Consider the following 11,951-nt stretch of genomic DNA (forward strand, 5'->3'; position numbering starts at 1 on the left):
CCCCGAGTTCGTCGTCCGCAGATGAACCGAATCCTAGCGACCGGGTACGACACCGATCGACAGATGTCACCATCCAGACAGGACGGACGAAGCGTCGGAGGGGACGGACGAAGCGTCGGGACGGATCAGCCGGAGAAGTCGTCCGGGCCGAACGGGCCGACCACCGCCAACGACATCGGGCGACTCAGCAGCTCGGCGGCGAGGACGTTGACGTCGTCGACGGTGACCGCGTCCACCCGGGTCAGCAGCTCGTCGACCGGCATCAGGTCCCCGTAGAGCAGCTCGCCCTTGGCCAGCCGGCTCATCCGGGAGCCGGTGTCCTCCAGGCCGAGCACGAACGACCCCTTGCTCATGCCCTTGCCACGGGCCACCTCGGTCTCGGTGAGCCCGTCGGTGGCCACCCGGGCCAGCTCGGCGCGGGTCAGGTCGAGCACCTCGTCCAGCTTGCCCGGCGCGCAGCCGGCGTAGACGGCGAACAGGCCCGAGTCGGCGTACTGGCTGGCGTAGGAGTAGACCGAGTAGGCCAGGCCGCGGCGCTCCCGGATCTCCTGGAACAGCCGGGAGGACATCCCGCCGCCGAGGACGTTGTTGAGCACGCCCAGAGCGAACCGCCGCTCGTCGAGCCGGTCGATGCCCGGGCAGCCGAGGAGCACGTGCGCCTGCTCGGTCTCCTTCGCCTCCACCAGCCTGGTCGCCGGCTTCGTCCGTACCGCCGGGGTGTTCGTCCGGTGCGCGGCCGGCGACGCCGGGTCGGTGTCCAGCGGGGTGCCCTTGAGCGCCTGCCGGACCAGCCGCACCACGGCGGCGTGGTCGAGGTTCCCGGCGGCGGCGATCACGATCTGCGGCGGGACGTACCGCTTCCGGTAGAAGCTCTGGATCTGCCGGCGGGTCATCGGCGTCACCGTCTCCTCGGTGCCGGAGATCAGCCGACCGAGCGGATGGTCGCCGTAGACGGCCCGGGCGAACAGGTCGTGCACCTCGTCGCCGGGCTCGTCGTCGTGCATGGCGATCTCTTCGAGGATCACCCCGCGCTCGGTCTCCACGTCCGCCGCCTCCAGCAGCGAGTCGGCGACCAGGTCGCACATCACGTCGATGGCCAGCGGCAGGTCCTCGTCCAGCACCCGGGCGTAGTAGCAGGTGTACTCCTTGGTGGTGAACGCGTTCGTCTCACCGCCGACCGCCTCGATCTCGGCGGAGATGTCCAACGCGGTCCGCTTGTGGGTGCCCTTGAAGAGCAGGTGCTCCAGGAAGTGCGCGGCGCCGGCCTGCGGCCCGGTCTCGTCACGGGAGCCGACGGCCACCCAGACGCCGAACGAGACGCTGCGCATCGCCGGGATCGCCTCGGTGAGCACCCGCAGCCCGCTGGGCAGGACGGTACGTCGCACCGTGCCGCCCAGCGGGTCGTCGCTCAACGTCCGGGTCACCGCCCGGGCGGTGGTCGACCGCCCGACCGGGGCGGCCCCGGACGCCCGGCTCCGGTGGCCCGGCCCGGCCGGCGGACGGCCGCCACCGGCGAGGTGGGACCCCTGGCCGGGCCGACGGCCCGGCTCCGGCCGGTCCGAGGCGTTCAGTGCGTGGTCGGCCCGACTCACAGGTACCTGACTCCTGACGGGGACGAGGGGCGGGCGCCCGCCCCTGAGACGGGACCAGCCCGGCTCGGCGAGCCGGGCTGGTCGACGGATCCTCCGGCGCACGGGCGTCCCGTCCGGCCGGGTGGAGCGACCGGGCCGGGGCGGCGTCGCGCCACCCGGCCCGGATGGTTCGTCAGCTGTGCCGGGTCCGGCGACGCGGACGCTCGCCGCCCTCGCCACCCTCCCGGCGCGGGCGCTCGCCGCCCTCGCCGCCGTCACCGCGACGCGGACGGTCCTCGCCGTCGCCGTCACCGCGGCGCTCGCCCCGCGGGGCCCGGTCACCGCGCTCGCGGGCCGGACGCTCGCCGCCCTCGGCGGCCGGCGCCTCCGCGCCCTCCGGACGGACCTTGTCCAGGTAGATCTTGCCGCGGGCGTCGATGTCGGCGATCTCCACCTCGACCCGGTCACCCACGTTGAGGAAGTCCTCGACCTTCTCCACGCGCTTGCCGTCGCCCACCTTGGAGATGTGCAGCAGGCCGTCCCGGCCGGGCAGCAGGGAGATGAACGCGCCGAACGCGGCGGTCTTGACCACCGTGCCGAGGAACCGCTCCCCCGCCTTCGGCAGGGTCGGGTTGGCGATGCCGTTGATCCGGTCGACGGCGGCCTGGGCGGAGGGCCCGTTGGTCGCGCCGACGTAGATGGTGCCGTCGTCCTCGATGGAGATCTCGGCGCCGGTCTCGTCCTGGATGGCGTTGATGGTCTGCCCCTTCGGGCCGATCACCATGCCGATCTTGTCGACCGGGATCTTGACCGTGGTGACCCGCGGCGCGTACTCCGACATAGTGGCCGGGGCCTCGATCGCCGCCTGCATCACGTCGAGGATGGTCTGCCGGGCCTCGTGCGCCTGCTGGAGCGCGGCGGCCAGCACGTCCGACGGGATGCCGTCGAGCTTCGTGTCGAGCTGGAGCGCGGTGACGAAGTCCCGGGTGCCGGCGACCTTGAAGTCCATGTCGCCGAAGGCGTCCTCCGCGCCGAGGATGTCGGTGAGCGTGACGTACTCGGTCTTGCCCTCGACCTCGTCGGAGATGAGGCCCATGGCGATGCCGGCCACCGGGGCCTTCAGCGGCACGCCGGCCGAGAGCAGGCCCAGCGTGGACGCGCAGACCGACCCCATCGACGTCGAGCCGTTCGAGCCGAGCGCCTCGGAGACCTGCCGGATCGCGTACGGGAACTCCTCCCGCGACGGCAGCACCGGGATCAGCGCCCGCTCGGCCAGCGCGCCGTGGCCGATCTCCCGCCGCTTCGGCGAGCCGACCCGGCCGGTCTCACCGGTCGAGTACGGCGGGAAGTTGTAGTTGTGCATGTAGCGCTTGCGGGTCTCCGGGGCGAGCGTGTCGAGCATCTGCTCCATGCGGAGCATGTTCAGCGTGGTGACGCCGAGGATCTGCGTCTCGCCCCGCTCGAACAGCGCCGACCCGTGCACCCGGGGCAGGACGCCGACCTCGGCGCTCAGCGGACGGATGTCGCGCGGCCCCCGGCCGTCCATCCGGACCTGCTCGCGCAGCACCCGGTTGCGCACCTCGGACTTGCTCAGCGACCGGAACGCCGCGCTGAGCTCCTTCTCCCGGCCCTCGAAACGCGGGCCCAGCTCCTCGACGACCTTGGCCTTCACCCGGTCGAGGGCCTCCTCGCGGTCCGCCTTGCCGGCGATCTTGAGGGCCTCGGCGACCTCGCCCCGGACCAGCTCGGCCACCGCGTCGAAGACGTCGGCCTGGTAGTCCAGGAAGACCGGGAACTCGGTGACCGGCTTGGCGGCCACCTCGGCCAGCTCGCTCTGCGCCCGGCACAGCTCACGGATGGCCGGCTTGGCGGCCTCCAGACCGCTGGCGACGACCTCCTCGGTGGGGGCGGTCGCGCCACCGGCGACCAGGGCCACGGTGTGCTCGGTGGCCTCCGCCTCGACCATCATGATCGCCACGTCGCCGTCGGGCAGCGCCCGGCCGGCCACGACCATGTCGAAGGTGGCCCGGCCCAGCTCGTCCCGGGTCGGGAAGGCGACCCACTGGCCGTCCACGTGGGCCATCCGGGTCGCCCCGATCGGGCCGGAGAACGGCAGGCCGGAGAGCTTGGTGGACATCGAGGCGGCGTTGATCGCCACCACGTCGTACGGGTGCTGCGGGTCCAGCGCGAGGATGGTCTCGACGACCTGGACCTCGTTGCGCAGGCCCTTGACGAAGGACGGGCGCAGCGGCCGGTCGATCAGCCGGCAGGTGAGGATGGCGTCCTCGCTGGGCCGGCCCTCGCGGCGGAAGAACGAGCCGGGGATCCGGCCCGCGGCGTACATCCGCTCCTCGACGTCGACGGTCAGCGGGAAGAAGTCGAACTGCTCCTTCGGCTGCCTGCCGGCCGTGGTGGCGGAGAGGACGACCGTCTCGCCGAGCTGGGCGACGACGGAGCCGGCGGCCTGACGGGCCAGCCGGCCGGTGGAGAAGGTGATCTCACGGGTCCCGAAGGAGCCGTTGTCGATCACGGCGGTACGGGCTTCGGTGCCGAGTCGGTTCTCGGTCATGGGTATGTCGTGCTCCTTGTACGTCGGGGGCCCGCGACGCTCGGGAGCTGCTCAGACGGCCGGTCTTCGATCGAAGCGCCCGGGTCCGGCGGATGCCGGGGTCCCGGGGGCCACTACCGGAGACCGGTACGCTGACCGGCTCCCGTCTCGGTGGTCACGCTGGCCCTGGGTGTTCGGATGATGGACGGCGATCGGGGGAGCGACCAGGTCGGTCGCTCCCCCGTCACGTCACCGGCGCAGGCCGAGCCGCTCGATGAGCGACCGGTAGCGGTTGATGTCCTTCTTCTGGACGTAGTTCAGCAGCCGACGCCGCCGGCCGACCAGCAGCAGCAGCCCACGGCGGCTGTGGTGGTCGTGCTTGTGCACCTTGAGGTGCTCGGTGAGGTCGGCGATCCGCTTGGTGAGCACCGCCACCTGGACCTCGGGGGAACCGGTGTCCCCCTCGGCGGTCGCGTACTCGGAGCGGATCTTGGCCTTGGCTTCCTGGTCGAGCGCCATTTTCTCCCTGTTTCGGTGGGCTGGTCAGTGGGCGCCGCCGTCCGCCCGGAGACCGGATCGGAGGCGAACCTCGCACCCGCGGCGTCGTGCAGGCACGCGAGGCCCCGCGTCGGTTGACCGACGTCCCTGTCAGATTACCAGCACCCCGCGGATCTGCCCGCCAAGGGCCGGTGGGACGCCGGGCGGGGCCGACGCGACGCCTCAGGCCAGGGCGGTACGGGCGCGGTCGACGTCCTCGTTCATCTGGGCGATCAGCGGCTCGATCGAGTCGTACCGGCGTTGCTCACGCAGGCGCGCCACGAAGTCCAGAGCCAGCCGCTCGCCGTACAGGTCGCCGGTGAAGTCCAGCACGTACGCCTCGACCCGGCGCTCCCGCCCGGAGAAGGTCGGGTTCGTGCCGATGGAGACCGCCGCGGCCAACGGCTGCGGATGTCCGCGCCGGACCAGCCGGGCGGCGTAGATGCCGTCGGCGGGCACCGCCGCGTGCCGGTGACAGAGCAGGTTGGCGGTCGGGAAGCCCAGCTCACGGCCCCGCTGGTCGCCCCGGACCACGACCCCCTCCAGCCGGTGCGGGCGGCCGAGCGCGGCGGCGGCGGCGGTGACGTCCCCGGCGTCCACGCAGGCCCGGATGTACGTGGACGAGAAGACCGTCCCGTCGGAGGCGACCAGCGGCGCCCCCTCCACGGCGAAACCGAACGTCCGGCCGAGCCGCTCCAGCAGCGCGACGTCACCGGCGGCCCGGTGCCCGAACCGGAAGTTCTCGCCGACCACCACCAGGGCGGCGTGCAAATGCTCGACCAGGATGTCGTGCACGAACGCCTCGGCGGGCAGCCGGGAGAACTCCGGGGTGAACGGCACCACGCAGAGCACGTCCACGCCGAGCTCCTCGATCAGCTCGGCCTGCCGGGCCGCCTCGCTGAGCACCGCCGGGTGCGAGCCGGGCCGGACCACCTCGGACGGGTGCGGGTCGAAGGTCACCACCACCGACCTGACGCCCAGTTCCCGGGCCCGCGCCACCGCGTGCCCGATGGTGGCCTGGTGGCCACGGTGCACCCCGTCGAAGACGCCGATGGTGACCACCGACCGTCCCCACCCGCCGGGCGCCGCCTCGTACCCCCGCCAGCGCTGCATCTGTCTTCCTCCCCTGCGTCCGCACCGGCCTGGCCGGCAGTTACCCGCCGGCTCAGGCCGGGGCGAGCACGATCTCCGCCCGGGCCCGACCGTCCCGTTCGCTGACGATAGCGACAAGCCCGCCGGCCGGGTCGAAGACCGCGTACGGCCCGTGGACGCCGACCGGGTCGAGCGGACCGCCGTGGGAGAGCGTTCTCGTCTCGTCGGCGCTGGCGTCGCGGCGGGGGAAGAACCGGTCGGCCGCCGCGGCGAGCGGCAACCCGACGACGTCGGGGGCGCGCTGCTCCAGTTCCGTCAGGGTCGCCGCCTCGGCCAGGCCGAACCCGCCGACCGCGGTACGTCGCAGGGCGGTGAGATGGCCGCCGACGCCCAGCGCGCGGCCGGCGTCCCGGGCGATGGCCCGGATGTACGTGCCGGAGGAGCAGGTCACGTCCACGTCCACGTCCACCACGTCCGGGGCGCCCCGCCGGACGGCCAGCGCCGCCAGCCGGGACACGGTGACCCGGCGGGCGGCCAGCGTCACCGTCTCGCCGTCCCGGACCCGCTTGTAGGCCCGCTGGCCGTCGATCTTGATGGCGCTGACCGCGCTCGGCACCTGGTCGATCTCGCCGGTGAGCCCGGCCAACACCGCCCGGATCGCCTCGTCGGTCAGCCCGCCGGCCGGGGCGCGGTCGGTGACCTCTCCCTCGGCGTCGTCGGTGACGGTGCTCTGCCCGAGCCGGATGGTCGCCGTGTAGCTCTTCTCCGCCCCGATGACGTACGTCAACAGCCGGGTGGCCCGGCCGACCCCGATGACCAGCACGCCGGTCGCCATCGGGTCGAGGGTGCCGCCGTGTCCCACCCGTCGGGTCCGCGCCAGCCGCCGGATCCGCGCCACCACGTCGTGCGACGTCATGCCGCCGGGTTTGTCCACCACGATCAGACCATCTGCGCTCACGTCGGCCTAGCCTGCCAGACTCCCCCGGCCGTCCCCGCGCCGGAGGTCCGGGCACCGGGCAGGACGGCGGCCACCCGGCCGGGCACGGCCGGACGCGACACGGGACCGGTCCACGCGGGGGCGTCGGAAAATGGACGGCTTCCCGCTGCGGCCGGTGTCACAATCGGCGGCACCCGACCCGCCGGCCAGGGGGTCGACGGCCCGGAGGAGACCGATGTCCACGGCACGGGGGACCACCGACACCACCCGGCACGGCGGCCCGTCCCCGGGCCCGCCCGGCGGCCGGCCGACGCTGCCGGAGTGGATGCTGAACCCGCCGCCGCCCCGCCCGACGCTGGGCGACCGGACGACCGCGACGCTGCTCCGGCTGCCCGGCGCGGTCGCGGCGCGCCACCGCTGGTGGGTGTGGCGGGACCGGCGACGGTTGCACGAGCGCTTTCCCCGCACGTTCAAGATCGTGGCGTTCTTCGGCTCCTGGGCGATCGCGCTGGGGCTGCTGCTCGGCGCGTACGGACTGTTCGCCCGGCTCTGACCGGGCGGCCCGGCGCGGCGCCGTCGTACCGGCCGGTGGCGTCGGCGGGCGGCTCCGCTCGCGCCGTCGCCTGCCCTCACCCGCCGCCTTCGACCGCTCCGCCGTCTTCCAGCGCCCCCCGGCGGACCCGGCGGTGGCGTGGTCAGTCGACCCCGGCGACCGCCCAGCGGTCGGAGCGCAGCCGCCGCGCCAGCCCCGCGAGGCGGAGCGCGACGAACAGGACGAGCGCCGTCCAGATGCCGGCGAGACCCAGGTCGAAGGCGTGGCTGAGCCAGACCGCCGGCAGGAAGCCGGTCGACGCGGCCAGCACGGTGAGGTTCCGCAGGTAACGAACGTCGCCCGCGCCGATCAGCACGCCGTCGAGGGCGAACACCACGCCGCCGATCGGCTGGATCACGACGAACCACGGCCAGACCGCGGCGGCCTGGGCGCGTACCAGCGGATCGGAGCTGAACAGCGTGGGGAGCAGGCCGCCGGCGGCGGTCGCCAGCACCGCGAACGCCACCCCGCAAACCCCGCCGACCAGGGCGACGCGGCGGGCGAGCGCCCGCGCCCCGGCGGCGTCGCCGGCCCCGAGGGCCGCTCCGACCAGGGCCTGGGCGGCGATGGCGAGGGCGTCGAGCAGCAGCACGGTGAAGAACCAGAGCTGGACGACGATCTGGTGCGCGCCCAGCGCGTCGGCGCCGGACCGGGCCGCGACGGCGGTCGCGGACAGGAAGCTGGCCTGGAAGGCCGCCCCCCGGATGAGCAGGTCCCGACCGAGCACCAGGTGCCGGCGGATGACCTGCGGGCGGGGTCGCAGGGGAACCCGCTCGGTGACCAGGGCGGCGATGAAGAGCCCGCCGCAGAGGGTCTGCGCGATGACGTTCGCCACCGCCGAACCGACCAGGCCCAGCCCCGCCGGGTAGACCAGCAGGGGGCAGAGCAGGGCGGACAGCAGGTTGGGCCCGAGCACGAACCACAGTGGGCGTCGGGTGTCCTGGACGCCACGCAGCCAGCCGTTGCCGGCGGCGGCCAGCAGCAGGCCGGGCGCGCCGAGGGCGGCGATCCGCAGCCACTGGGTCGCCGCGTCGGCCACCTCGCCGCCGGAGCCGACGAGGGCCCGCGCCAACGGCCCGGCCGCGAGCTGCATGCCGAGCGCGACGGTGAGGCCGGCGGCGCCGGCCAGCCAGGACGCCTGGACGCCCTCGGCCACCGCCGCCGCCCGGTCGCCCGAGCCGAACCGGCGGGCCGACCGACCGGTGGTGCCGTAGGCCAGCACGGTGCCGAGCCAGGCGATCAGGGTCAGCACCGTCCCGCCGACCGCGACGGCGGCCAACGGAAGCCGGCCCAGGTGACCGACCACCGCCGTGTCGACGAGCACGTACAGCGGCTCGGCGGCGAGCACGACCAGCGCCGGCAGGGCCAGCCCGACGATCCGGCGGGCCGGCACGGCCGGCGGACCGGCCACGGCGGAAGCTCCCATGGCACCGATCCTGGCACCCGGCGGGTAACGCACGCAATCCGTCGCCGCCCCTTACCTCAGGCGGCGCCGGCCCGCTCAGCTCACTGGCGGGTGTCCATCGAGGTCTGCAGGGCGCGACGGGCCTGCTCGCGGGCCTCGTCGGTGGTCTCGGGCTTGGGCTGACCCGGCATGGTGGATCCCCTTCCAGGGCGGTCGGTGCCGGCACGCGGCACCGCGCGGGCGTCGGAACTGCCTACCCGCCAGCCCCGGGGATGACCGGTGCGGCTGGCCCGGGCGGCGTGGGCCCGGGTCGGTTCGACCCTGTGGAAGGAAGCGACGCCCGGTGGGACGCCACCGCCGCTGAGCAGCGCCGCCATGCGACGTCGGCCCTCACCCAAGTTATCGTTAAGTTCCACATGCTGCCCAGTGTTCCCGACAAGTGGACACCTGGGGGCCCAGCGGCGACCGGGTCAGCGGCCCGGGTCAGCGGGCGAAGAAGTGCCAGCCGAGCCACCACCAGAAACCGAAGAGACCGATCCGGCCCACCGGCACCGAGCCGACCTCGTACTGCATGACGTAGGCGCAGACGTCGCCCAGGGTCGGCACCCGCGAGCCCTCCCGTCGGGCCGCCCACTCGACGACCGCGAGAAGCGCCAACGACATCAGGAAGCCACCGATGGCCAGGCTGCGCATCATCGGCGTACCAGCCCCCAGAACGCCGCCAGCCAGGCGAACCAGGCGGCGGACCGGATCAGGGAGTCCTCCAGCAGTGGATCGGCCAGCCGGGAGAAGGTGGGGAACTCGTCACCGGCCGCCATCACGAAGGTGGCCCCCTCGAAGACCCCGAAGATCACCATCGGCACCACCCACCAGACCGTGCCGGGCGGCAACCGCTCCGGAGCGGGACGGCGGGACACCCGCTGGCTCAGACCCAGCCACACCAGCACCCCGCCGGCGCCGATGGTGTAGAGGTTCGCCGAAGTCGAAAAGGAGGGAAGCTGGCCGCCCACCAGGGACAGGCACGCCAGCACGGGCACGACGACGACCGGACGGTCCCAGACCCTGGGCGCCTCGGCAGCGATCTCGTGGGGCTGCTCCATTCCGCGATTGTCTCCTTCCGTCACGGAGCGCGGGAAGGCCGACACTCCCCGGAGTCAGCCCTGATCCTCCCGGTGGACGACAGCGGCGTCCAGGGCGTCGCGGATGCGGGCCACCACCTCGGGGGCCGTGCCCCACCCGGTGAAACCCGCCGCGAACCGGTGCCCGCCGCCGTCCAGGGTCACCGCCACCTGACTGACGTCCACCGCGCCCTTGCTGCGCAACGAGACCGCCCAGCCGTCCTCGGCGATCTGCTTGAGCACACAGCTCACGTCCGCCTCGGCGGCGCACCGCACCGAGTCGATCAAGGGTTCCAGCACGTACGGGCGCTGCTCGTGCCGGGCCAGGTCGTCCAGGGTCGCGTACGTCCAGACGAAACCGTGCCCACCGGCCGCCGCCGGCTCCAGCCGGGCCCGGCCCAGCACGTCGCCGTAGAGACGGACCGCCCCGAGCGGACGGGTGTCGAAGATCCGGCGGGAGATCTCCCCCGGACGGATGCCGGTGTCGAGCAGCCGGGCCGCCAGCCGGTGCACCTCCGGCGTGGTGGCGTCGAACCGGAACGAGCCGGTGTCGGTCGCCAACGCGACGTAGAGGCACTCGGCGATGCCGGCGTCCAGCGGCACGTCGAGCCGCCGCAGCAGCTCCTCGGCGACCACCGAGGTCGCCGCGGCGCCCGCCTGCACCAACCGGACGTCCCCGAAGCCGGTGTTCGAGGCGTGATGGTCCAGCACCACCGCCGTGCCGCCGGTCGCCAACCGGTCGACCAGCTCACCCAGCCGCGACTCGCTCGCCGCGTCGAAACAGAGGACCAGCTCCGGATCCTGGTACGCCTCGGTCGCCGGGACCAGCAGCTCCAGACCGGGCAGCTCACGGAACGGCTCGGGAACCTCCGGCGGGCCGGGGAAGGTCGCCTGCACCCGACGCAACCCCAGCCGACGCAACCCCAGACCGAAACCGAGCATGCTGCCGAGCGCGTCCCCGTCCGGGTTGACGTGGCAGATCAACAGGACCCGGGCGTCCGGGTCGAGGCCCCGCACCGCGTCCACCGCCGCGGCCCAGTCGGACTCGGCGGGAAAGCCCTCCGCCCGGACGGGAAGCGGCGGCACGTCGTGCTGCGCCGCGTCGACCAGCAGGCCACCGCCCGGGCCGGCGGACGTCTCGGTCACCGCCGGTCCCCACCGGCTGACGGGACGTCCTCGGCCGCCTCGTCGTCGGCGTCGTCCGCGTCGGCGTCCTCGTCCACCCGGTACGGCTGGGCGTCACCGGCGTACTCGGCCCGGGCCGCGAGCCGCTGCACCTCGGCGTCGGCGTTACGGGCCTGGGTCAGCAGGTCGTCGATGTGCTTGACCTGCTCCTGCACGTCGTCGTGGACGAAGGTCAGGGTGGGCGAGTGCCGCAGACCGAGCGCCTTGCCGACGGTGCTGCGCAGCATGCCCTTGGCGCTCTCCAGCGCGGCGGCGGTGCCCGCCTGCGCGGCGGCGTCCCCGAGCACCGTGTAGAAGACCGTGGCGTCCCGCAGGTCCGCGGTGATCCGCGCGTCGGTAATAGTGATCATGCCGAGGCGCGGGTCCTTGATCTGGGTCCGCACCACCGACGCGACCAGCTCACGCACCCGCTCGGCGTGCCGGCGTACCTTGGCCGGATCCGTCATCTCCGCCACCTCCACGGCATCGGCGTTCCGGCCCGGCTCGGACGGCGCGGACGCCCCCCGGACCGGACCGGCCAACAGTTCGAACACTACCCGCGCGGACGTCGTCGTCGCGCGGCTGCGATGGCACCGGCGGCCTCAGTCGTCCACGCCGTGCAGACGCCGGTGGACCGACAGCAGCTCCACCTCCGGGCGACCGACCACGAGACGCTCGCACGAGTCGAGCACCTCGCGGACGTGGGCCGCCTCCGCCGCCACCACGGCCACCGCTATCTCGGCCCGACCGTGCAGGTCGAGCGCTCCCACTTCGGCAGCCGACACGTCGAAGCGACGCAACGCCGCGACGATCGGCCGTACGTATGATCTCTTGGCCTTGAGCGACCGGGAGTCGCCCGGCAGCAGCAGGTCGAAGACCGCGGTTCCGGTGAACATCGCCTCGGACGATACCCGTTCACCGGCCCCCATGATCAAGGGGTTTACGCCGTCACCGACGTAAACCCCTTGACCAGGGTGTCACCTGGGG

At 73.6% G+C, this 11,951-nt stretch carries 12 protein-coding genes; 1 reads left to right on the forward strand and 11 read right to left on the reverse strand.

Annotated features, from left to right (window positions below):
• Positions 1 to 125 precede the first annotated feature (125 nt).
• The 5 genes from O7606_RS11135 to truB form a co-directional block, all read right to left on the reverse strand.
• Positions 126 to 1,424: a pitrilysin family protein gene (locus tag O7606_RS11135; RefSeq protein WP_281598979.1), complete on the reverse strand. Its 1,299-nt coding sequence runs from the start codon at positions 1,422 to 1,424 to the stop codon at positions 126 to 128.
• 340 nt (positions 1,425 to 1,764) lie between these two features.
• The gene (locus O7606_RS11140) at positions 1,765 to 4,140 is read right to left on the reverse strand and encodes a polyribonucleotide nucleotidyltransferase (protein WP_281598980.1); all 2,376 of its coding nucleotides are present in this window, start codon (positions 4,138 to 4,140) and stop codon (positions 1,765 to 1,767) included.
• A gap of 228 nt (positions 4,141 to 4,368) precedes the next feature.
• Entirely contained in the window at positions 4,369 to 4,638 is a 270-nt protein-coding gene (rpsO, locus tag O7606_RS11145) for a 30S ribosomal protein S15 (protein WP_281598981.1), read from the reverse strand.
• A gap of 201 nt (positions 4,639 to 4,839) precedes the next feature.
• Entirely contained in the window at positions 4,840 to 5,769 is a 930-nt protein-coding gene (locus tag O7606_RS11150) for a bifunctional riboflavin kinase/FAD synthetase (RefSeq protein WP_281598982.1), read from the reverse strand.
• Between the two features lie 52 nt (positions 5,770 to 5,821).
• Positions 5,822 to 6,706, reverse strand: a complete 885-nt coding sequence (truB, locus tag O7606_RS11155) for a tRNA pseudouridine(55) synthase TruB (RefSeq protein ID WP_281598983.1) — start codon at positions 6,704 to 6,706, stop codon at positions 5,822 to 5,824.
• Positions 6,707 to 6,920: 214 nt separating this feature from the next.
• Here truB and O7606_RS11160 point away from each other — a divergent pair, with 214 nt between their 5' ends.
• On the forward strand, positions 6,921 to 7,238 hold the full coding sequence (locus tag O7606_RS11160; protein WP_281598984.1) for a hypothetical protein: 318 nt from the start codon (positions 6,921 to 6,923) through the stop codon (positions 7,236 to 7,238).
• Positions 7,239 to 7,380: 142 nt separating this feature from the next.
• Here O7606_RS11160 and O7606_RS11165 read toward each other — a convergent pair whose 3' ends face one another.
• The 6 genes from O7606_RS11165 to O7606_RS11190 form a co-directional block, all read right to left on the reverse strand.
• Positions 7,381 to 8,703, reverse strand: coding sequence for an MATE family efflux transporter (locus tag O7606_RS11165; RefSeq protein ID WP_281598985.1), 1,323 nt, complete (start codon positions 8,701 to 8,703; stop codon positions 7,381 to 7,383).
• A gap of 462 nt (positions 8,704 to 9,165) precedes the next feature.
• Positions 9,166 to 9,375 carry a DUF6186 family protein gene (locus tag O7606_RS11170; protein ID WP_281599614.1) on the reverse strand — a complete coding sequence of 70 codons (210 nt, stop codon included), beginning with the start codon at positions 9,373 to 9,375 and terminating at the stop codon, positions 9,166 to 9,168.
• Entirely contained in the window at positions 9,375 to 9,782 is a 408-nt protein-coding gene (locus O7606_RS11175) for a hypothetical protein (RefSeq protein WP_281598986.1), read from the reverse strand. The genes O7606_RS11170 and O7606_RS11175 overlap by 1 nt, the downstream gene beginning before the upstream one ends.
• Positions 9,783 to 9,836: 54 nt before the next feature.
• Positions 9,837 to 10,886 (reverse strand): bifunctional oligoribonuclease/PAP phosphatase NrnA, encoded by a 1,050-nt coding sequence (locus O7606_RS11180; RefSeq protein WP_281599615.1) that lies wholly within the window; start codon positions 10,884 to 10,886, stop codon positions 9,837 to 9,839.
• Positions 10,887 to 10,942: 56 nt separating this feature from the next.
• Positions 10,943 to 11,431 (reverse strand): 30S ribosome-binding factor RbfA, encoded by a 489-nt coding sequence (gene rbfA, locus O7606_RS11185; RefSeq protein ID WP_281598987.1) that lies wholly within the window; start codon positions 11,429 to 11,431, stop codon positions 10,943 to 10,945.
• A 135-nt stretch (positions 11,432 to 11,566) separates the two neighbouring features.
• Positions 11,567 to 11,860: a DUF503 domain-containing protein gene (locus O7606_RS11190; protein ID WP_281598988.1), complete on the reverse strand. Its 294-nt coding sequence runs from the start codon at positions 11,858 to 11,860 to the stop codon at positions 11,567 to 11,569.
• Positions 11,861 to 11,951 lie beyond the last annotated feature (91 nt).

This window comes from Micromonospora sp. WMMD882, assembly GCF_027497255.1.
GTDB lineage: Bacteria > Actinomycetota > Actinomycetes > Mycobacteriales > Micromonosporaceae > Micromonospora.

Bases quoted from the DNA above. Each gene is read 5' to 3' on its own strand.
- O7606_RS11140 (WP_281598980.1), bottom strand. From the start codon at position 4,140: ATGACCGAGAACCGACTCGGCACCGAAGCCCGTACCGCCGTGATCGAC.
- rpsO (WP_281598981.1), bottom strand. From the start codon at position 4,638: ATGGCGCTCGACCAGGAAGCCAAGGCCAAGATCCGCTCCGAGTACGCG.
- O7606_RS11150 (WP_281598982.1), bottom strand. From the start codon at position 5,769: ATGCAGCGCTGGCGGGGGTACGAGGCGGCGCCCGGCGGGTGGGGACGG.
- O7606_RS11160 (WP_281598984.1), top strand. From the start codon at position 6,921: ATGTCCACGGCACGGGGGACCACCGACACCACCCGGCACGGCGGCCCG.
- O7606_RS11165 (WP_281598985.1), bottom strand. From the start codon at position 8,703: ATGGGAGCTTCCGCCGTGGCCGGTCCGCCGGCCGTGCCGGCCCGCCGG.
- O7606_RS11170 (WP_281599614.1), bottom strand. From the start codon at position 9,375: ATGCGCAGCCTGGCCATCGGTGGCTTCCTGATGTCGTTGGCGCTTCTC.
- O7606_RS11175 (WP_281598986.1), bottom strand. From the start codon at position 9,782: ATGGAGCAGCCCCACGAGATCGCTGCCGAGGCGCCCAGGGTCTGGGAC.
- rbfA (WP_281598987.1), bottom strand. From the start codon at position 11,431: ATGACGGATCCGGCCAAGGTACGCCGGCACGCCGAGCGGGTGCGTGAG.
- O7606_RS11190 (WP_281598988.1), bottom strand. From the start codon at position 11,860: ATGTTCACCGGAACCGCGGTCTTCGACCTGCTGCTGCCGGGCGACTCC.